We start from the raw sequence: 19,389 nt of genomic DNA, 5'->3' as shown, positions 1-19,389 counted from the left end.
GAAGATATACTTTCTGGTTTTGCGTTTCTGTCATTAACTTCTACATCTGATGTTTGGCATTATATCAACAAGAAGTAAGACTTTAATTGATAAGTAGAAAACAAAACAATAAACTATTGGGCTAAATAAAGTCCAAAAATCAATGTCTCAAAAGAAAGCAAATATTGACGTCAACGCCATTGACCTGGATAATTCAGAGTTGCAAAAAGCCCTTCAGATTATTCAGTTCACTAATAATTCCCTATTCCTAACTGGAAAAGCAGGAACAGGAAAGTCTACGCTTTTACGCTATATTGCTGCTACAACAAAGAAAAAACATGTTATTCTTGCTCCAACAGGGATTGCCGCAATAAATGCTGGTGGTAGTACGCTACATAGTTTTTTCAAACTTCCTTTCTATCCACTTGTTCCTACTGATAAACGTTATTCTGCACGCAATCTGCGCAGTACAATGAAATACAATGGTGACAAGTGTAAATTGCTAAGAGAAGTCGAACTGATTATTATTGATGAAATCAGTATGGTGAGAGCTGATATCATCGACTTTATTGACAAAGTACTCCGCATATATAATCGTAATATGCGTGAGCCATTCGGTGGAAAGCAGCTTCTTTTAGTGGGTGACATTTATCAGTTAGAACCAGTTCTAAAGGAAGAAGACCGCCAACTCCTACAACCTTATTATCCAAGTGGTTATTTCTTTGATGCAAAAGTTTTTCAAGATTACCCGCTTGTTAGCATCGAACTCAAAAAAGTATATCGTCAGAATGACCCCCTCTTTATTTCCATTCTTGACCATATCCGCATCAATCAGGTTTCTGGTACTGACTTTAAACTAATCAATGAACGTGTTGGTGCAGGATTGAAGAATATTGAAAATAATAAAGGCGATTTCACAATCACTTTATCAACAAAGCGTGATACTGTAGATTGGATAAACAAAGAAGGACTTGATAATCTTGAGGGAAATCCCATCATGTTCTTAGGAGAAATCAAAGGAGAGTTCCCTGAGAGTAGTCTCCCCACTCCTATCGAACTAAATCTCAAGGTTGGAGCACATATCATGTTTATCAAAAACGATATTGAAAAACAATGGGTCAACGGAACCTTAGGTATCATTATCGGTATTGATGAAGAAGCAGGTATCCTCTACGTCCGTACAGAAGAAGGTGACGAGCTACAAGTACAACGAGAGATGTGGGAAAATATAAGATATCGATTTAACGAGGAAGAACAAAGAATAGAAGAGGAACAGATAGGCACTTATATTCAATTTCCTATTAAATTGGCTTGGGCTATCACGGTGCATAAAAGTCAAGGACTAACATTCAAAAACGTTAATATTGATTTTACAGGCGGAGTCTTTGCTGGTGGTCAGGCATACGTAGCACTTTCACGTTGTACGAGCCTTGAAGGTATTACCCTCAAAGAACCACTACGACGAAATGAGGTCTTTGTGAGAAGTGAGGTAACACAGTTTGCCAGGCACTATAACGATAATAATATTATTTCGACAGTACTCAAGCAGAGCAAGGCTGACAAAGAATACTACGATGCGACACGTGCATTCGACGAGGGCGATTTTGATGCTTTTCTCAGTAACTTTTTTCTTGCCATTCATAGTAGATATGATATTGAACGCCCTGCAGCAAAGCGATTTATCAGACGCAAACTTAATATTATCAATCAACTGCGTAATGAAAATGAGGAACTTAAGAAGCAGCAATTTGAAAAGAATGACTATCTTAAAGAGTTGTCTATAGAATATGTAATGATGGGTAAAGAGTGCGAACGTGAAGAGATGACGGAGGCTGCCATTGCCAACTATGAGAAGGCTATTGCTCTCTATCCTGACAACCCTACAGCACAAAAAAGATTGAAGAAATTGAAACCTTCACCCACAAAAAACAACAAATAATGGAAAAGGAAAAGAGTCTTTCAAAGGTTATAGCAACTTTCGTTTTCGGTATTGTTTTTATTATTATTGTCATCGCCTCATGTCATCAAAGTAAACCTATTGAAGGTAGCGATGATAAAGATACCGTTGCAGCAAAGGACTTTGCCCCACATGTTGAAAATGGTAAACTTAATATTGATTTATACAGCATTACCTCTATTCACTTCCCCAAATATAAAACAGCAAAAGCAACACCTTTTATTCCTGATTCTGTTAGCTTAGCTGCCGATGAAGAATCAGTTGCAAGTGGCAACTATTCAGCTACATTAGTTCTTGACACCATTCCAAGTAAGGATTTTTATCAGAGTATAGACCTTGCAGCGAAACGAGACACCTGTTGGAATATCAATAAGTTTGCATATACCTACGTACGCAAGGATAAAACTGGTGGCATATATAAAGTCGCATTTAGCATGGGTGGGCAACAGATATTTGTCACCCATTTGAATAAAGATATGATTAATGATAAATAATATTCAATTGAGAGCAAACAATATTCCGAATAGCTATTGGACTTTGATATGTTTGACAATCTAATATTGGTCGCGCCAATATTAAAGGGCACAGCGAGTAATTTGCTGTGCCCTTTAACATCCACATTTCTGTGAAATACTTGAGCTTGATTTTTGGTTCGCGCCTCACGGCGTTCCCCAATCATCTTGCATCATTGTTATCCTTTAATCAATCTTCTTATTACCTTAACTAAACCTATTTAACTTTAACCTGAACAATCTCTTTTGTTCTACCTTAAAATAATAACTAAAAACCTAAATCTATTACTAACCTAAACAATCTATATTTGTCTTTTGACGATGCAAAGGTACGACTGTTTGCGCGCACAAACAAACTTTTTCATGATTATTTTCATCGGGCACAACGTTTATTGATATACATCAAGGACGATACTAAAAAGTATCAAAGGAAAATAACGATGGTAGTAGTAGTACCACAATTCTTAAATCCTATAAATTAAAAGCAGTCTTTTATCAGATTTAAGACAAATAAATAAATGTTGGAACACAAAAAATATGCGGTCCAACATTCATAATATCTCCTTTTCAAAAAAGATTTTTTGCTTTATTTCTTATTATATAAGGTACTGACTTGAGATACTCTCATTATTCAACACACGTTTAATGGTCTCAGCAAACATATCTGCTACTGAAATCTGCTTTACCTTTGAACAACGAGCTGTATATGGGATAGAATCTGTGAAGACCAACTCTTCCAATGCAGAAGCCTCAACACGCTCAGTAGCAGGACCACTCATCACACAGTGAGAAGCAATAGCACGTACGCTCTTAGCTCCAGCTTCCTTCATGACGTCAGCCGCCTTAGTGATTGTACCAGCTGTATCAACCATATCATCAACGATAATAACGTTCTTGTCTTTCACATCACCAATAATCTGGATAGTGTCAACAACGTTGGCACGTGCACGCGTCTTATTACAAAGAACCAGTGGGCAACCAAGATACTTAGCGTAAGTATTAGCACGCTTAGAACCACCAACATCAGGACTTGCAATAACGACATCTTTCAAGTGAAGGCTCTGAACGTAAGGCAGAAGAACACCACTGGCATAGAGATGGTCAACAGGAACATTGAAGAAACCTTGAATCTGGTCAGCATGCAAGTCCATGGTCATCAGACGGTCAATACCTGCAACACTCAGCAAGTCAGCCACTAATTTTGCGCCAATGCTAACACGTGGTTTGTCCTTACGATCCTGACGCGCCCAACCAAAGTAAGGCATAACAGCAATAATCTGACGAGCAGAAGCACGCTTAGCAGCATCAATCATCAGGAGAAGCTCCATAAGGTTGTCAGAACTTGGGAAAGTGCTCTGTACAAGGAAGACATCCTTACCACGAATACTCTGCTCATAGGAAACGACAAATTCGCCATCAGAGAATCGGGTCATCACCAAGTTGCCAAGCGGACAACCAAGGCTGGCGCAGATTTTCTCAGCAAGGTATCTCGTCTGTGTACCAGAGAATACCAAAAAAGAGTTATTTTCACTCATTTCTTTTAGTTGTTTATATTGATAACGTATAAATCTCTTATAAGTCTCTGCACTACTAACAGAGGGCACGCAATTTACGGAAGTAGTTAATGATAGAACTAAAATTCTGTTCACTATGAATACAGAACTTATCCCAAAGGTCGTTCCTTACCACTACGCCACCAAAGTCAAGTTCTCGCAGAATAGGTATATCATCTATTGTCACACCACCCATTGCATAAACATAGCGCCCAAGGAGTCCCTGCTTATAAGCCTCATCCAACTCAAGGTCAGAGAGAACACGCTCCTCTTGAGCTGACAGTTCGCGTGGTTGATGAATGTTCTTTAGAAAGACATAGTCCGATTGCTTTTTCATAGCCTTCAATTGCATCACATCGTTGCAAGTTCTACTCAAAGACCCACGATAACCACGAGGCACAGTAATACTTGAGTTGTCCAGATGGATACCACCCAAAGAGAACTCGTCCTTCATATTAAAATGCTGATGTACTGTGATTTTACGATGATATTCAGATGGCAAAAGTGAGAGAAGACGTTCTAAATAAAGTGGGGAAGAATCTGCCTTCGAGATGTGTAGACTATCAAGTCCTTCCTCGAAAAGCATACTTAAAATTTTATCTTCTTCCACAAAATACGTGGACTTAGTCATGATGACCAGTTTCATGCCTTTACTTTATTTGTAATGCAAAGGTAGAGATTATTTCCCATAACTGCAAATTTTTCCTTATATTTGCACCATGAAAGTAAATCCATTAACATACGCTGAACTCTCTCGCCCAATGTATGTGCTGGAAGAGGCAAGGCTTAGAGAAAATCTTAACCTTATTGCCCACGTGGCAAAAGAGGCTGATGTTGAGATTATTCTCGCATTCAAGGCATACGCTTTATGGCGTACGTTTCCTATTTTCCGTGAGTATATCAAGGCTACGACAGCTTCCTCTCTCTTTGAAGCTCGACTGGGCTTTGAGGAATTCGGAGCACCCACACACACCTTTTCACCGGGCTATACCGATTATGAAATTGATGACATTGCTCGTTGCTCTTCTCATCTTGTCTTCAATTCATTGACTCAATATGAGCGTTATCATGTACGTGCCAAGATAGAGAACGAAAAGTTGAGTTTCGGTCTGCGTGTAAATCCTGAATACTCAGAAGTTGAAACACTGATTTATAACCCTTGTGCAGCAGGAACTCGCTTTGGAATATCAGCTGACAAACTACCTGAAACACTGCCAGAGAGCGTAGATGGGTTCCATATTCATTGTCATTGCGAAAGTGGAAGCGATGTCTTCGAGCGCACATTGGTACATATAGAAGAGAAGTTTGCAAAGTGGTTCCCTCAACTGAAGTGGATTAACTTTGGTGGTGGTCACCTCATGACGCGCAAGGATTATGATATTCCACGATTAATACGTCTCTTACAAGGATTCCATAAGCGTTATCCATGGCTCAAAGTCATCCTCGAACCGGGTAGTGCCTTTGCTTGGCAGACGGGTCCACTGGTAGTACAAGTGGTAGATATCGTAGAAGATCATGGTATAAAGACAGCTATCCTCAATGGAAGTTTCACCTGCCACATGCCCGACTGTCTTGAAATGCCTTACCATCCAACCATCCGTAACGCAGAACTTGCTGATGAAGATGGCTCTGCAAAGGGCGAATACACTTACCGCTTAGGGGCAAATAGTTGTCTAAGTGGCGACTGGATGGGCTCATGGACCTTTGACCATGCACTGCAAGTAGGCGAGAATATTATCTTTGAAGATATGCTTCACTACACAACGGTCAAGACAAATATGTTCAATGGTATCAGCCATCCTGCTATCGCCCTACTCCATACAGATAACGAACTCGAAGTACTACGCGAATATACTTACGAGGATTATCGTGACAGAATGGACTAATGGCACAATATTTGCTACCCTAAGAACGGTGATAAACTTTAATTAGAGAGGAGATATTATGGCATTTATAGATTATTATAAGATACTTGGCGTTGACCGAAACATCCCTCAAAAGGATGTGCGGGCAGCCTATAGAAAGCGAGCAAAGCAGTTCCATCCAGACTTACATCCAAACGACCCAAAGGCAAAAGCTAAATTCCAAGCATTGAGCGAGGCGTTTGAAGTAATCGGTGACCCTGAGAAACGAGCAAAATATGACAAGTACGGAGAGCAGTGGCGAAATGCTGATGCTTACGAAAATGCTGGTGGCTTTGGTGGACCACAAGGCGACCCAGCTGGTGGCAACCCATTCGGTGGCTTTGACTTCAGTAGCTTTGGAAGTGGAGGCGGTGGCTTCAGTAGCTTCTTCCAAGACCTCTTCGGAGGTGGTGGTGGCCGTCGTACGTCAGGGTTTAATACTGGCAGAACACGTAGGCAACAACCTTCTGGACAGATGGAAGCCAATGTTGGCATTGATCTTTACACAGCATTATTAGGTGGTGAAATTATTATTCAACTCTCTGGAGGACAGAAGATAAAACTGAAGGTAAAACCTCTGACACAAGGTGGAACCAAGGTGCGCCTGCGTGGTAAGGGTTATGACCGTGGCGATGGGACCTTCGGCGACCTCATTATCACTTACAATGTGAAGCTACCAGACCATCTCACCGAGCATCAGAAAGAACTGATTGAACAGATGAGGCGTGAAGGTTAATAAGAAATTAAACTATATAAGGAGCTTTTACTTAATGTAGAAGTTCCTTATTTAATTTTTACAAGCATTATAATATAAATCATTTATTAGACCGAAACATCAATTATTCTTATTAATAGGTATTGCAGTTTGATAAGTGTTTACCAACAGCACCATTGGTGTTTATCAACAGCACCACACGTGCTAAGCATCAACACATCGGTAGAAAACAGACAGAGAAAATCTATTCTGTCTATAATAATTAGGTGAGAAACTAATGATTAACATATTCGGGGATATGTTTACCAGACAACATCAAACCCAGATAAACTGATTTAAGTTCAAAACTGGTCAATATTACATAACACATTGAATAGTCAACTCTTACTAAACCATGGCTAAATCATTAAGAAAAAGGAGAAGTCTTGCTTCTTTTGTTTAAATATTTTTTAGTATCTTTGCCTACAAATACAGATATTAAAATTCAAAATTTACCAATAAACAAATAACTAAAAACAATGAGTATCAGAAGATCAATAGCTGCTGCGTTTATACTTGGCAGCTTACTCTTACCATCAACTGTATTGGCTCAATTCAATTGGCCATACAAGGTGACCAATGGAAAAGCTGTAACAGAAGTACCAGTACGTGCAGCAGGACAGGAAAGTGCGTTGAATATGACCACACCTAAGTTGAAGACTGTTCGCGTAGCATTTGTTGGATTAGGAATGCGTGGTCATGATGCTGTAGAGCGTTGGACACATATCCCTGGCATCCAAGTGATGGCACTTTGTGATCATGAGCGCGACAGAGCAGAGAGGTGTCAGGAATACCTGCGCAAAGCAAGTATGCCAGCAGCCAACATCTATTCAGGAGAGGATGGGTACAAGGAGTTGTGCAAGCGTAAGGATATCGACCTTGTTTACATTGCTCCAGACTGGAAGCATCACTTCCTTGTTGCATACGAGGCAATGAATAACGGCAAACACGTTGCTGTTGAGGTTCCTGCCGCAATGAATCTTTCTGAAATATGGCAGCTTATCGACCTCTCGGAGAAGAAGCGCCTACACTGTATGATGCTTGAGAACTGCTGCTATGACTTCTTTGAGTTGAACTCATTGAACATGGCACAGAATAATGTTTTTGGTGAAGTTCTTTATGTTCAGGGTGCTTATCGCCACGAATTATCTCAGTTCTGGAACGCTTACTGGAAGAAGGATGCTCAGGACAAGCTCGGTTGGAGACTTGAATACAATCAGAAGTTCCGTGGCGATGTCTATGCTACTCATGGCTTAGGTCCTATTGCACAGGTTTTGAATATCCATAGAGGTGACAAGATGAACACCCTCATTGCAATGGATACAAAGTCTGTTAATGGTAAGAAGCAGGTTGAGAAAATGACTGGTGAACCTTGTAATGAATTCCGCAATGGCGATCATACAACAACCCTCATCAGCACTGAGAACGGAAAAGTTATTGAGATTCACCATAACGTAATGACTCCACAGCCATATAACCGTATGTATCAGCTCACTGGTACAAAGGGTTTTGCAAACAAATATCCTTTTGAAGGCTTTGCACTTTCATCTGAAGAGATGAAGAATTCAGGTGTTACTCCTTCATCTGACAATCTTTCTGGTCATTCTTACCTCTCAAAGGTTGATGCACAGGCATTGGTACAGAAGTATGAGAGTCCTATCGTTGCTAAATACGAGAAGCAGGCAAAAGAAGTTGGTGGACACGGTGGTATGGACTTTATCATGGACTCACGTTTAGTTTACTGTCTGCAGAATGGCCTTCCATTGGATATTGATGTATATGACTTGGCAGAATGGTGCTGCTTGGCAGAGTTAGGTTCTATCTCTATGGACAATGGTAACATTCCTGTAGAGGTGCCAGATTTCACACGTGGACAGTGGAACAAAGTTAAGGGCTTCCACCACGCTTATGCTTCACCAGCTGATGAAGCACAGGCTACAGCAGATGCTATGGACTTTACAACCAAGCTGAAGGAAAAGGGTAAGAAATACTGGGAGAAAGTAGATAAGGCTGCAAAGAAGAAGTAATCTTCTTAAACCTATATACAACAAATGCCGTAACGCTCACTGAGTGTTACGGCATTTATTATATGCATGTAAGAGGTAAAGCTACCCTTGCCATTCAAAGTCTTACAACTTTATTTCTTCAAAGCTAAGTTATAGTTGTAATATTCAGTCTTACCCGTGATATCCTCAAGAACTTCAATGAATGGAGGGAAGTTTACATCCTCATGATCTACAATTCCCTTAGTCTCTAAAATCTGAAGATTAGAGGTAGGAGCCAGATAAGTATCAAGTTCAAAGAACTGACCGCGCCAAATAAAAGTCTTACGAATCTTGTGGATTGACTGACGATAAGGGTCTGCCTGACGCATCAATGACTCATAGAGATTATTGTCAATCTGTCGCTCAGTAACAACCTGTTCATTATTCGGTAAAGTCTTCTTCGCTGTACGAACATTTACTGAAACACCATTCAGCGTACGGCGACGTAGGCGCACCTCACTGCAAGGTTCTGAAGTAAGGTAAGTCTGTGTAATCTCACTTTCAATAGCATCAGGAATCTCACCTGTCAATCGAACGATATATTTACGCTCTTCAACTATCTGCTGTGGAATCTCCAAAACATTAGAAATATCCTGAAGTACACGCTTAATCTTTGTATCAAAGTTCTCGTGATTATTGATTACACGCAAGTGAGGATGTTCTGACCAAGCCTGAATGACTTTCTTATCAAGTTCACGAGCAAGTTCCAATCCCTCTGTACGATGAGCATTGTTAGCCGTTGTATAGAACTGTTCTGCTCCATCAGCAGCGCTTACAAGGTGAAGGACAGCATCGTAACGAGCACGAAGTTCTTCAGAAGAAGTACCGACACCAGCCGTAATCTCTTGCCACATCTCTGGTTTCATATAAGCAGAGATATCCATTGTACCACGATCACAAACGATAATCGTCGGCTTATCAATGGTTTCTGCCATACAAGTAAACTTATCCTCCAAAGCAAGCTGCATCTCTAATGTTGCCTTCTCACCTTCGTAGAAGAATGCAGCATTATCCGTAAGATAATCCATACCAGCCTGCGTGAAGAGCGTAGGTACTTCAGGAATAATAAACACCTTATAGCCAAGACTTGAGAAATGCTCAATAATCTTGACAAGTGCAGTTGTTTTTCCGGCACAAGGACCGCCGGTAAGTACAATTCGTTTCATAATGACTAAAAAATCCCCTCCACCCGAAAGTGAAAGGGATTATTATCTAACATTACTGCTTTACAGTGCAAAATGTCTATAAGGAATTACTCAGCTGCTGGAGTCTCCTCCTCAGCAACAGATGCCTCTACAGGCTGCTCTACTGGAGCTTCCTCAACAGCAGGTGCTGGCTGATTCTCTGCAACAACAGTTACAGGAACCTTAACCTCAACCTCCTTGTGGAAGTGTACAGTAGCCTCAGATGTGCCTACCTTCTTCATATCGCGCATTGTAACGATCTTACGATCAATTTCAATACCACGCTTAGCAAGCTCCTCAACAACAGTAGCTGCATTAACTGAACCGTAAGTTACGCCAGTTGCAGAAACCTTAGTTTCGATAACAAGCTCCACACCTTCCAACTGAGCTGCTTTCTTCTCTGCCTCAGCCTTGAGAGCAGCAAGCTTAGAAGCCTGCTGCTTCAAGTTCTCAGCCAACTGCTTCTTAGCAGATGAAGATGCGATAACACCCTTACCTGTTGGAATGAGATAGTTACGACCATAGCCGCTCTTTACATTAACGATATCGTTCTTGTATCCAAGACCGATAATATCTTCTTTCAGTATAATTTCCATCTATTGACCTCCTTTTTACTTCATCAAATCGGTTACATAAGGAAGGAGCGCAATCTGACGAGCACGCTTAACAGCCTGTGCCACACGACGCTGATACTTCAGAGAAGTACCTGTGATACGACGAGGGAGAATCTTACCCTGCTCGTTAAGGAACTTCTTCAAAAACTCACCATCCTTATAGTCAATGTACTTAATACCACTCTTCTTGAAACGGCAATACTTCTTCTTCTTTGTGTCGATAGAAGGAGCGGTCAAATAACGGATTTCTGATTTCTGCTCTGCCATGATTAAGCCTCCTTTTTAGCTGCCCATTTAGCACGACGCTTCTCAGCATAAGCTGCAGAATACTTGTCCTGCTTAACGGTAATGTAACGAATAACCTTCTCGTCACGACGGAAGCCGGTTTCGAGAGTGTTGATAACTGATGGTTCTGCGTTGAACTCTAACATTGCATAGAAGCCTGATGACTTCTTCTGGATGTTGTAAGCCAACTTCTTCAGACCCCAAGCCTCCTCGTTCAAGATCTCAGCGCCATTGTCGGTGAGCAGTTTCTTGAATTTAGCGACCGTTTCCTTCATCTGTTCGTCAGACAAAACGGGAGTCAAAATGAAAACGGTTTCGTATTGATTCATACTACTTAAATATATAAAATGTGAATTAAATTACATCTGCTTTCGCAAAATGCGGTGCAAAAATACTGATTTTTATGCAACTGACCAAATATTTTTAGTACTTTTGCGCCTATAAACGGCATATTTACACTTTTGTATGAAAAGATATATCAAATACTTAGGGATTGCAGACATTATTTTAGGTCTGCTCTTATTCGCACTTCATGTCATCCTCCACTACAATGGCAACGAACTCCTTTTCGGTGGATTGGTACTGGTCTTAAGTGGTGTTGTAATATTTGTAAGGGGAGAACGTTTAACCTCTTTTCAATCTTCAAATGAGGAAGAAAAGAAGGATTAACCACCGTTGTATCAGTAAAAGGGACAACCATTATCGAATTATTTTCACGACAAGAAATATTTATTTACGTGAACAAAAATATTTATTTTCATGAAGAAAAATAATTATTTTCGTGAAAATAATTCGGTTGTTATCATTTACAATAGAATTTCAGCACTCTAATACAAGTCCAGAAGCTGATTATTCGCAACCTTAAAAGCCTATATTATACATAAGTATAGGTATATGCTACTTTTCTTATTAATATAACATTAAAATCGTTGAATTGCATCAAAAACAATTCATACAAACCTACTTATATATCAAAGCTTGTACCCTCTTGTGTCAGAAAGCTATTAGGAAAAATTTCTTTTGCCTCATCTAACAACTGTTGTTCATTGCCATAACGTGCAGAATAATGACCTAAAAGAAGTTTTCCCACAGATGCATCACGGGCTACCTGTGCAGCTTGCTGCGATGTGCTATGCCAATAAAGACGAGCACGATCAGCATCTTGTGCAGCGTATGTACTTTCGTGATAAAGCGTAGTAACGTCTTTTACAAGCTTATGTAAAGTTTTAATGTACCGTGTATCAGAGCAATAAGCATAGCTGCGAGCTGGTGCTGCAGGCGTTGTCAGTCGACTATTAGGAATCACATCACCCTCTGGTGTCACCCAATCAGCTCCCACCTTAATATTATTGATTTGACTAATAGGAATATGATAAAAGTCTATCATGTCACGACGGATATGTGGTAAGGTCGGCTTCTCACGAAACAGAAAACCGCAACATTCAATACGATGCTGCAAAGGGATTGTTTCAACCGTAAGACTTCTATCCTCATAAATCACCTTATTCCGCTTCGTATCAACAGCATGAAAGACAACTTTAAACTCCAAACCTTGACAAAAGAAGTTTAGTATTTGATCGAGAATTGGCTCAAAAGCAGCAGGGGCATAGATATGTAAAGGTGCAGTGCGTCCCGTCATCCCGAAAGTTGAAATCATACCAGGCAAACCGAAACAATGATCACCATGCAGGTGGCTGATAAAAACAGCAATAATTTTCGAGAAATGTATACGTAATCTACGGAGTTGTATCTGAGTTCCCTCTCCACAATCAATCATAAAAAGCTTCTCCCTAAGCTCTACAACTTGGGAAGAAGCATTATGCTGTAAAGTTGGTAACGCACTACCGCAACCAAGAATATGTACTTTGAATGGTTCCATACTTACCTACCAATCCTTTTTCATCACGTCTTTTGAAGAGTGGAATGAAAAGATTCGATTTCTTATAATAGTCGTTACTTACTCTTTGAACGAGGGTATAGCAAGAAATTACTTTCCTCTTGCAAATACGAAAATACCAGCCTTGTTCTCCAAAGACAACGTGTCGGCTCCAAGACTTTCTACATCAAATGTATCCTTTGACAGAATCAATTTGCCATTCCATATCTTCCATTCTGTCCAAGGATTCTTCTCTGACTGCAAACTTGAAGTTACGATTCCACCTTCTTTGATTTCAAAGTTACGGTCAAGACTTGTCCAGTTGCCCAACAATGAGGTAAGGTTAATCGCAGAACGCATAAAGTTTTCACCATATTCTTTATAACCGATGATGGCAAAGCGGTCGCCATTTAACTTTCCACCTTTGACAACCTCAAGTGTATCGTTTGGATTTACAAGATATTCGAGTGTATCACCATTGTCTGCAAGCAGGATGATAGAGTTCATACTGCCATCAACCATAGTACCATAGACCGTACTATCGTTTGTCGCAACAGAGTCCTCAACTTCTTCTGTTTCAGACATAACTGACTTCGGTTTGCTATCCTTGCAAGAAATTGCTATTGCAAGAATAAACAAAGACAAAATAAAATAAAAGCTTTTTTTCATATTTTTATCCCTTAATTTCAATGATAATTGCAATCGTTTTCTGCCTTAGCTTGATTCCAAAGCTCTTCCATCTCAGCAAGACTCAAGTCCTTTATCGTAACTCCTTTTGCTTTAGCAGCTTCCTCAATATAATTAAATCTTTTAATAAACTTCTGATTTGTATACTCAAGAGCATTATCAGGATTAAGATGATAGAGACGAGCTGCATTAATAAGAGAGAATAAAAAGTCGCCAAACTCTTCTGTTGAACGTTGCTTATCTTCCTTTTCCAACTCGTTTTTTAGTTCACCTAATTCTTCATACACCTTATCCCACACCTGCTCTTTCTCTTCCCAATCAAAGCCAACATTGCGTGCTTTGTCTTGAATACGATAGGCCTTGATAAGACTGGGCAAGGAATCTGGAACACCAGAAAGCACCGAAGTGTTACCATCACGTTCACATTGTTTGCGCTGTTCCCATGTTGATTCTACCTGAGAAGCTGTATTAGGAGTGGACGATTCTACATTATTAGTTATCTGCTGTTCTTCATCTTTGTAAACAACTTGTCCAGCTGCATTAACAATCATATCAGAGCGTGTCACGCTCCAACCCGTCCAATCAATGAAATCATGCCTGAACATAAGTTTGTCGGATTGAGCATTGCAGACATCAGCAACATCGAAATCATCTTTTTCTTCACCGAGCAATGAATAGAAGATAACGTGCTCCATGACGTCGCCAAGCTCCTTACAGATATCTTTTGAATCATTCTTTAAGAGCGCATCAACCAATTCAAACGTTTCTTCAATCGTATTGGGACGGAGGCTTTCATTGGTCTGTTTTCTATCCCACGGACATTCCTTACGGAGTCGCTCTTGAATGTCTAAAAGTCGGGAAAAAGCTTTCAGTTTCTCTTCTTTAGTATGCAAAGTCTTGATGTTTAAAGTTAAACATAAACGTTAAAGTACTCATCAGTGTACTATTATTGATGCAAAGATACGCTTTTTAGGCGGATTTTTTGTACTTTTGCATCGTAATTTTAAAGATAATAAAGAAATAATAATATACGAGACAATGGAATTAGCAAGCAAGTATGATCCACAAGTAGTGGAATCAAAATGGTACCAGTATTGGCTGGACAACAAGCTTTTCAGTTCTAAGCCTGATGACCGTGAGCCTTACACCGTGGTTATTCCACCACCAAACGTAACAGGTGTGCTTCACATGGGCCACATGCTGAACAATACAATTCAGGATATTCTGGTAAGACGTGCCCGTATGGAGGGTAAGAATGCTTGCTGGGTTCCAGGTACTGACCACGCAAGTATTGCCACAGAAGCAAAGGTTGTAGGTCGCCTCGCTGAACAAGGTGTAAAGAAGACTGACCTCACTCGTGAACAGTTCCTTGAGCATGCATGGGACTGGACGCACGAGCATGGTGGCATTATCCTGAAGCAGCTGCGCCGACTTGGTTGTTCCTGCGATTGGGATCGTACTGCTTTCACAATGGATGACATTCGTAGTAAAAGCGTTATTAAAGTATTCTGCGACCTTTATAAGAAGGGCTATATCTATCGTGGTGTACGCATGGTCAACTGGGACCCACAGGCTCAGACCGCTCTTTCTGATGAAGAGGTAATCTACAAGGATGAACATTCTAAGCTCTATCACCTTAAATATTATGTTGCTGAAGAAGACCAAGCAAAGGTTGAACGCAAGGATGAAGGCAACGTAATGCACAAGGATGAGAAGGGTTACTATGCAGTAGTAGCAACTACTCGTCCAGAGACTATCATGGGTGACTCGGCTATGTGTATCAATCCAGAGGATGTTAAGAACACATGGTTAAAGGGTCTTCGTGTAGTTGTTCCATTGGTAAATCGTGTGATTCCAGTTATTGAAGACACCTATGTTGATATCCAGTTCGGTACTGGTTGTTTGAAGGTTACACCTGCTCACGACGTTAACGACCATGCACTTGGCTTGAAACACGGTTTGGAAACTATTGATATCTTCAACGATAATGGTACTATCTCTGAAGCTGCTGGCTTGTATGTTGGTCAGGACCGTATGGATGTACGTAAGCAGATATCAAAGGATTTGGAGGCTGCAGGCTTGATGGAGAAGGTTGAGGACTATGATAATAAAGTCGGATACTCAGAGCGTACACACGTACCAATCGAGCCAAAACTCTCTACACAATGGTTCTTAAAGATGCAGCACTTTGCTGATATCGCCCTCGCTCCAGTCATGGACGACGATATAGAGTTCTATCCAAAGAAGTATAAGAACACATATCGCCACTGGTTAGAGAACATCAAGGACTGGTGTATCAGCCGTCAGTTGTGGTGGGGTCATCGTATTCCTGCTTACTACTTCAAAGATGCAGAAGGTAAGAATGCCACCGTTGTGGCAGAAACTACTGAAGAAGCATTGAAGTTGGCACAGGAGATTAATCCTTCAGTAACAGCTGCCGACCTTGAACAAGAGAGCGATTGCATGGATACTTGGTTCTCAAGTTGGTTGTGGCCTATCTCTGTCTTCGATGGTATCAATAACCCTGACAACGAAGAAATCAACTACTACTACCCTACCAGCGACCTTGTTACTGGTCCAGACATTATCTTCTTCTGGGTAGCACGTATGATTATGGCAGGCTATGAGTATCGTGGCAAGTTCCCATTCAAGCATGTCTACTTCACAGGTATTGTACGTGATAAGCTCGGACGTAAGATGAGTAAGAGTCTTGGTAACTCACCAGACCCGATCATGCTCATCGAGAAGTATGGTGCTGATGGTGTTCGTATGGGTATGATGCTCTCTGCACCTGCAGGTAATGATATCCTTTTCGACGAGACACTTTGCGAACAGGGACGTAACTTCAATAATAAGATTTGGAATGCCTTCCGCCTCGTTCAAGGTTGGGAGACAGCTGATACTGAGCAGCCATTGGCAAACAAGATTGCTGTTGAGTGGTTCGAAGCTAAGTTGAAAGAAGTAAATGCAGAAATGAATGAGCAGTTTAAGAGCTATCGTATTTCAGAGGCTTTGATGACTGTTTACCGGCTCTTCTGGGACGAGTTCTCAAGCTGGTACTTGGAAATGATTAAGCCAGAATATGGCAAGCCAATCGACAAGCAGACATACGAAGCAACACTCAAATTCTTCAACTCACTGCTTAAGATGCTTCACCCATTCATGCCTTTCATCACTGAAGAGTTGTGGCAGCACATCTACGATCGCAAGGATAGCGAGAGCATTATGCGTGATGAGTTGAAACTCGATGCACCAAGTAAGGACGACTTGAAACTTATTGAGGCAATTGAGCAGGTCAAAGCGATTGTCAGCGGTGTAAGAACCGTACGTAACCAGAAGAATATTGCACCAAAGGTTGAACTCGACTTGAACGTAATCGGTCAGAACAACTACGAGGCTTATAACAGTGTAATCGCTAAGATGGCTAACTTAAAGACTATTGAAGTAGTAACAGAGAAGAGTGGCGATGCATCTGGCTTCATGGTAGGTACCGACAGTTTCGCTGTTCCAGTGGGCGACTTGATTGACGTTGCAGCTGAGATTGAGAAGCAGGAGAAGGAACTCAAGCACCTTGAAGGCTTCCTTGCAGGTATCAAGAAGAAACTTTCAAATGAGAACTTCGTGGCAAATGCTCCTGCTGCAGTTATCGAGCGTGAGCGCAAAAAGCAGAGCGACTCAGAGGAGAAGATTGCTGCTTTGAAAGCAAGTCTTGAAGAACTGAGAAAGAAATAATCTATTATCTCTTTGGCTAATGGGTTCATTAGCCAAAGCGTTTTAGTACATATAAAAATAAAGAGGAATGCCTTTGCGTTCCTCTTTATTTGTTTTTATTCATAATCATCTACCACATTATTAATAAAGTCCATCATAGGCTTACCTGTCTTACAGATATGTTCTAACTGCTCAACCCAGCCATCGCCCTCGAAGAAGTCATCAGGCACAGACACCCAACAGCAATAATCCTTCATTCGAAGATACCGAAGATACTCATAATCTTTTGGAAATCCCTTTGGAACAGTCTTTAAAGCTGCAAGTCCAAAGCCTCTCTTACTGACTTTATCGTCGGTCCATTCACCTTCATTAGGTCGTCCGAACAAATTAAGAAAGTCCTCATTCTCTACATCTTTACGCCATTCATCAATGTTCGCCATGATTTCATTGCGACATGAAGTCAATATATTCGTAGGCAACCAATAGCATCCCACACCAACCAAGCAGTTGCCTGGCTGAAGATGTATATAATAACCACCACGCAAAGCCTTTCTACCACGTGCACAAATGTATGCACCCAAGTGGCGTTTATATGGACTTTTATCAGGTGAAAAACGAACGTCACGATAAAAACGATAAGTACAATCCTTTGCCGTCAAGTGTGAAACCTCATCATCAAAGGTCGCCAAACAAGATATTATTTGGTCAACTCCTTTCTCGAAATCATCCTTCACCTCATCGTATTCAGCCTTATGCTCCTGAAACCATTGCTTATTATTGTTCGCAGCAATACCTTTCAGGAAGTGCATTATCTTCTTTGTATCCATAATCTTTTGCGGTTTATCTTGTTTAATTTTACACTATCAATTCGTTCACTTGTTAACTCGTCAACCGTCAACTATAAACCCTACCATCAATTAACTTGTTAACTTGTAAACTCGTTAACTCGTCAACTATACTATCCTACAACTTACTATTATCCAACAACTTTGGACATATATCATCAAAAGGACAATGTTCACAATCAGGCTTCGCACTCTTGCAAACATAACGACCGTGAAGTAATATCCAATGATGCGCATCCGACACCTCATCTTTAGGAATATTCTTCATCAGATAATCCTCAACCTTACGAGGCGTGTTGGCTGTTGAAGGAACCAGTCCTAAACGATGACTGACACGGTAAACGTGCGTGTCAACAGCAAGTGTCGGCTTACCAAACCACACTGCTTGAATAACATTTGCCGTCTTACGCCCTACTCCAGGTAATGTTACGAGTTCATTAGGGTCAGAAGGGACTTCTCCGCCAAACTTCTCTACTAACATCTTCGACATCTCAACTAAATGTTTTGCCTTTGAATTGGGGTAAGAAACACTCTTCACATACTCAAATATCTCATCGGCTGTAGCCTCTGCCATCGCCTTTGCATCTGGATAATGACGGAACAATTCTGGCGTAATCGCATTGATTCGCTTATCCGTACACTGAGCAGAAAGGAGTGTCGCACAAAGAAGTTGGAATGCCGAACCAAAATTTAGCTCAGTCGAAACATGCCCAACATTCTTGCGAAAATAACTCAGTGCATAATCATATCTTTCTTTTCTTGTCATCCTTTTATAATATAGTACAGCATTAAATAAACAGCTCAGACAATTATCTCAGCCAATAAAAATTATTTTCTTTCTTTTATTACGACATTGTTTCCCACAACAGCAATAGCTTGCTGATTTGTAATAATCTTCAAGGGCAGATTGCTATTCTTGTTGACAACTTCCCGTGCAGCCTTTTCAAAAGGAAAACTATCGAAATGTACAACAGGATAGAATCCAACAAGTCCAAGACCAACAAAGTCCTCCATTCCTGACACCCGCGAATAACAGTCATCCATACCCTTTGCATATTCAATGTTGGGAGCAAGTATCATCGCTCCAGCAGATTCCCCAATATATAGTTTTCCTTGCTCCACCTGCTCTATGATATACCTGTCGACACCAGTTCTCCTCAATTCCTGCAAGAGAAAAAACGTATTGCCACCCGATACATAGATACAGTCGCAGCTTGTCAGGACCTCTTCTATTTCATTCTTACTACATTGAGTAATTTCCAATTCCTTAACAATAAGTCCAAGAGAATCAAATGCCACTCTGGCTTCTTCCACATATTGCGTATACGCTTCATGAATGCTTGCCGTAGGGATAAATGCTACTGTCTTGCCTCTCAACGGAACTGAAACAGATTCGGATAAAATAGAAGCAACCTCCGCAAAATATGAACATAAAAAGATTTTCTTCATTAATATATTATGTTTAGAACCTCCCTATCATTAG

19 protein-coding genes are annotated in these 19,389 nt (G+C 40.7%); 7 read left to right on the top strand and 12 right to left on the bottom strand.

Annotation, left to right across the window (positions count from 1 at the left end; all coding sequences use genetic code 11):
* The first annotated feature begins 142 nt into the window (after positions 1 to 142).
* Entirely contained in the window at positions 143 to 1,918 is a 1,776-nt protein-coding gene (locus J5A56_RS04770) for an AAA family ATPase (protein ID WP_021673144.1), read from the top strand.
* A complete protein-coding gene (locus tag J5A56_RS04765) occupies positions 1,918 to 2,430 on the top strand; it encodes a hypothetical protein (protein ID WP_021673145.1) in 513 nt (170 codons plus the stop codon). The genes J5A56_RS04770 and J5A56_RS04765 overlap by 1 nt, the downstream gene beginning before the upstream one ends.
* A 614-nt stretch (positions 2,431 to 3,044) precedes the next feature.
* Here J5A56_RS04765 and J5A56_RS04760 read toward each other — a convergent pair.
* Together J5A56_RS04760 and J5A56_RS04755 are read right to left on the bottom strand one after the other, a co-directional pair.
* Positions 3,045 to 3,983: a ribose-phosphate pyrophosphokinase gene (locus tag J5A56_RS04760; RefSeq protein ID WP_036920453.1), complete on the bottom strand. Its 939-nt coding sequence runs from the start codon at positions 3,981 to 3,983 to the stop codon at positions 3,045 to 3,047.
* A gap of 55 nt (positions 3,984 to 4,038) precedes the next feature.
* Positions 4,039 to 4,647 (bottom strand): hypothetical protein, encoded by a 609-nt coding sequence (locus J5A56_RS04755; RefSeq protein ID WP_021673147.1) that lies wholly within the window; start codon positions 4,645 to 4,647, stop codon positions 4,039 to 4,041.
* A 73-nt stretch (positions 4,648 to 4,720) separates the two neighbouring features.
* Between J5A56_RS04755 and nspC the strand changes: the two genes are divergently transcribed.
* The 3 genes from nspC to J5A56_RS04740 all read left to right on the top strand — a co-directional run bounded on the left by nspC (position 4,721) and on the right by J5A56_RS04740 (position 8,686).
* The gene (gene nspC, locus J5A56_RS04750; protein ID WP_021673148.1) at positions 4,721 to 5,887 is read left to right on the top strand and encodes a carboxynorspermidine decarboxylase; all 1,167 of its coding nucleotides are present in this window, start codon (positions 4,721 to 4,723) and stop codon (positions 5,885 to 5,887) included.
* A gap of 58 nt (positions 5,888 to 5,945) precedes the next feature.
* Complete coding sequence (locus J5A56_RS04745) at positions 5,946 to 6,641, top strand: DnaJ domain-containing protein (protein ID WP_021673149.1); 696 nt, start codon at positions 5,946 to 5,948, stop codon at positions 6,639 to 6,641.
* A gap of 497 nt (positions 6,642 to 7,138) precedes the next feature.
* Positions 7,139 to 8,686, top strand: coding sequence for a Gfo/Idh/MocA family protein (locus J5A56_RS04740; protein WP_021673151.1), 1,548 nt, complete (start codon positions 7,139 to 7,141; stop codon positions 8,684 to 8,686).
* Between the two features lie 110 nt (positions 8,687 to 8,796).
* On the opposite strand, the gene J5A56_RS04735 is transcribed toward J5A56_RS04740, so the two are convergent.
* From J5A56_RS04735 to rpsF, 4 genes are all read right to left on the bottom strand, one after another.
* Complete coding sequence (locus J5A56_RS04735; RefSeq protein WP_021673152.1) at positions 8,797 to 9,870, bottom strand: AAA family ATPase; 1,074 nt, start codon at positions 9,868 to 9,870, stop codon at positions 8,797 to 8,799.
* Between the two features lie 86 nt (positions 9,871 to 9,956).
* Positions 9,957 to 10,484: a 50S ribosomal protein L9 gene (rplI, locus tag J5A56_RS04730; protein WP_021673153.1), complete on the bottom strand. Its 528-nt coding sequence runs from the start codon at positions 10,482 to 10,484 to the stop codon at positions 9,957 to 9,959.
* 15 nt (positions 10,485 to 10,499) lie between these two features.
* Positions 10,500 to 10,769, bottom strand: a complete 270-nt coding sequence (rpsR, locus tag J5A56_RS04725; RefSeq protein ID WP_004353605.1) for a 30S ribosomal protein S18 — start codon at positions 10,767 to 10,769, stop codon at positions 10,500 to 10,502.
* Between the two features lie 2 nt (positions 10,770 to 10,771).
* A complete protein-coding gene (gene rpsF / locus J5A56_RS04720) occupies positions 10,772 to 11,116 on the bottom strand; it encodes a 30S ribosomal protein S6 (protein ID WP_021673154.1) in 345 nt (114 codons plus the stop codon).
* 136 nt (positions 11,117 to 11,252) lie between these two features.
* On the opposite strand from rpsF, the gene J5A56_RS04715 reads away from it, so the two are divergent.
* Entirely contained in the window at positions 11,253 to 11,456 is a 204-nt protein-coding gene (locus tag J5A56_RS04715; RefSeq protein ID WP_021673155.1) for a hypothetical protein, read from the top strand.
* 295 nt (positions 11,457 to 11,751) lie between these two features.
* Here J5A56_RS04715 and J5A56_RS04710 read toward each other — a convergent pair whose 3' ends face one another.
* From J5A56_RS04710 to mazG, 3 genes are all read right to left on the bottom strand, one after another.
* Positions 11,752 to 12,666 carry a ribonuclease Z gene (locus J5A56_RS04710; RefSeq protein ID WP_021673156.1) on the bottom strand — a complete coding sequence of 305 codons (915 nt, stop codon included), beginning with the start codon at positions 12,664 to 12,666 and terminating at the stop codon, positions 11,752 to 11,754.
* A 108-nt stretch (positions 12,667 to 12,774) separates the two neighbouring features.
* Positions 12,775 to 13,332, bottom strand: coding sequence for a lipoprotein (locus J5A56_RS04705; RefSeq protein ID WP_036920456.1), 558 nt, complete (start codon positions 13,330 to 13,332; stop codon positions 12,775 to 12,777).
* A 17-nt stretch (positions 13,333 to 13,349) separates the two neighbouring features.
* Positions 13,350 to 14,243: a nucleoside triphosphate pyrophosphohydrolase gene (gene mazG / locus J5A56_RS04700; protein WP_021673158.1), complete on the bottom strand. Its 894-nt coding sequence runs from the start codon at positions 14,241 to 14,243 to the stop codon at positions 13,350 to 13,352.
* A 145-nt stretch (positions 14,244 to 14,388) separates the two neighbouring features.
* Here mazG and J5A56_RS04695 point away from each other — a divergent pair, with 145 nt between their 5' ends.
* Positions 14,389 to 17,082, top strand: coding sequence for a valine--tRNA ligase (locus tag J5A56_RS04695; RefSeq protein WP_021673159.1), 2,694 nt, complete (start codon positions 14,389 to 14,391; stop codon positions 17,080 to 17,082).
* Between the two features lie 95 nt (positions 17,083 to 17,177).
* On the opposite strand, the gene J5A56_RS04690 is transcribed toward J5A56_RS04695, so the two are convergent.
* The 3 genes from J5A56_RS04690 to J5A56_RS04680 form a co-directional block, all read right to left on the bottom strand.
* Entirely contained in the window at positions 17,178 to 17,888 is a 711-nt protein-coding gene (locus J5A56_RS04690) for a DUF2461 domain-containing protein (protein ID WP_021673160.1), read from the bottom strand.
* A 136-nt stretch (positions 17,889 to 18,024) separates the two neighbouring features.
* Positions 18,025 to 18,672, bottom strand: a complete 648-nt coding sequence (gene nth, locus J5A56_RS04685) for an endonuclease III (protein WP_021673161.1) — start codon at positions 18,670 to 18,672, stop codon at positions 18,025 to 18,027.
* Positions 18,673 to 18,734: 62 nt separating this feature from the next.
* Positions 18,735 to 19,355, bottom strand: coding sequence for a Type 1 glutamine amidotransferase-like domain-containing protein (locus J5A56_RS04680; RefSeq protein ID WP_021673162.1), 621 nt, complete (start codon positions 19,353 to 19,355; stop codon positions 18,735 to 18,737).
* Between the last annotated feature and the right edge of the window lie 34 nt (positions 19,356 to 19,389).

The organism is Prevotella melaninogenica (assembly GCF_018128065.1).
GTDB lineage: Bacteria > Bacteroidota > Bacteroidia > Bacteroidales > Bacteroidaceae > Prevotella.
This window is presented reverse-complemented; position numbering and strand designations above follow the sequence as displayed.

What these genes read in the sequence shown, in the direction of transcription:
- J5A56_RS04715 (WP_021673155.1), top strand. Translation starts at nt 11,253, where the DNA reads ATGAAAAGATATATCAAATACTTAGGGATTGCAGACATTATTTTAGGT.
- rplI (WP_021673153.1), bottom strand. Translation starts at nt 10,484, where the DNA reads ATGGAAATTATACTGAAAGAAGATATTATCGGTCTTGGATACAAGAAC.
- rpsR (WP_004353605.1), bottom strand. Translation starts at nt 10,769, where the DNA reads ATGGCAGAGCAGAAATCAGAAATCCGTTATTTGACCGCTCCTTCTATC.
- J5A56_RS04755 (WP_021673147.1), bottom strand. Translation starts at nt 4,647, where the DNA reads ATGAAACTGGTCATCATGACTAAGTCCACGTATTTTGTGGAAGAAGAT.
- J5A56_RS04770 (WP_021673144.1), top strand. Translation starts at nt 143, where the DNA reads ATGTCTCAAAAGAAAGCAAATATTGACGTCAACGCCATTGACCTGGAT.
- J5A56_RS04705 (WP_036920456.1), bottom strand. Translation starts at nt 13,332, where the DNA reads ATGAAAAAAAGCTTTTATTTTATTTTGTCTTTGTTTATTCTTGCAATA.
- J5A56_RS04740 (WP_021673151.1), top strand. Translation starts at nt 7,139, where the DNA reads ATGAGTATCAGAAGATCAATAGCTGCTGCGTTTATACTTGGCAGCTTA.
- J5A56_RS04690 (WP_021673160.1), bottom strand. Translation starts at nt 17,888, where the DNA reads ATGGATACAAAGAAGATAATGCACTTCCTGAAAGGTATTGCTGCGAAC.
- J5A56_RS04735 (WP_021673152.1), bottom strand. Translation starts at nt 9,870, where the DNA reads ATGAAACGAATTGTACTTACCGGCGGTCCTTGTGCCGGAAAAACAACT.
- J5A56_RS04745 (WP_021673149.1), top strand. Translation starts at nt 5,946, where the DNA reads ATGGCATTTATAGATTATTATAAGATACTTGGCGTTGACCGAAACATC.
- rpsF (WP_021673154.1), bottom strand. Translation starts at nt 11,116, where the DNA reads ATGAATCAATACGAAACCGTTTTCATTTTGACTCCCGTTTTGTCTGAC.
- J5A56_RS04695 (WP_021673159.1), top strand. Translation starts at nt 14,389, where the DNA reads ATGGAATTAGCAAGCAAGTATGATCCACAAGTAGTGGAATCAAAATGG.
- J5A56_RS04680 (WP_021673162.1), bottom strand. Translation starts at nt 19,355, where the DNA reads ATGAAGAAAATCTTTTTATGTTCATATTTTGCGGAGGTTGCTTCTATT.
- J5A56_RS04710 (WP_021673156.1), bottom strand. Translation starts at nt 12,666, where the DNA reads ATGGAACCATTCAAAGTACATATTCTTGGTTGCGGTAGTGCGTTACCA.
- nth (WP_021673161.1), bottom strand. Translation starts at nt 18,672, where the DNA reads ATGACAAGAAAAGAAAGATATGATTATGCACTGAGTTATTTTCGCAAG.
- nspC (WP_021673148.1), top strand. Translation starts at nt 4,721, where the DNA reads ATGAAAGTAAATCCATTAACATACGCTGAACTCTCTCGCCCAATGTAT.
- J5A56_RS04760 (WP_036920453.1), bottom strand. Translation starts at nt 3,983, where the DNA reads ATGAGTGAAAATAACTCTTTTTTGGTATTCTCTGGTACACAGACGAGA.
- J5A56_RS04765 (WP_021673145.1), top strand. Translation starts at nt 1,918, where the DNA reads ATGGAAAAGGAAAAGAGTCTTTCAAAGGTTATAGCAACTTTCGTTTTC.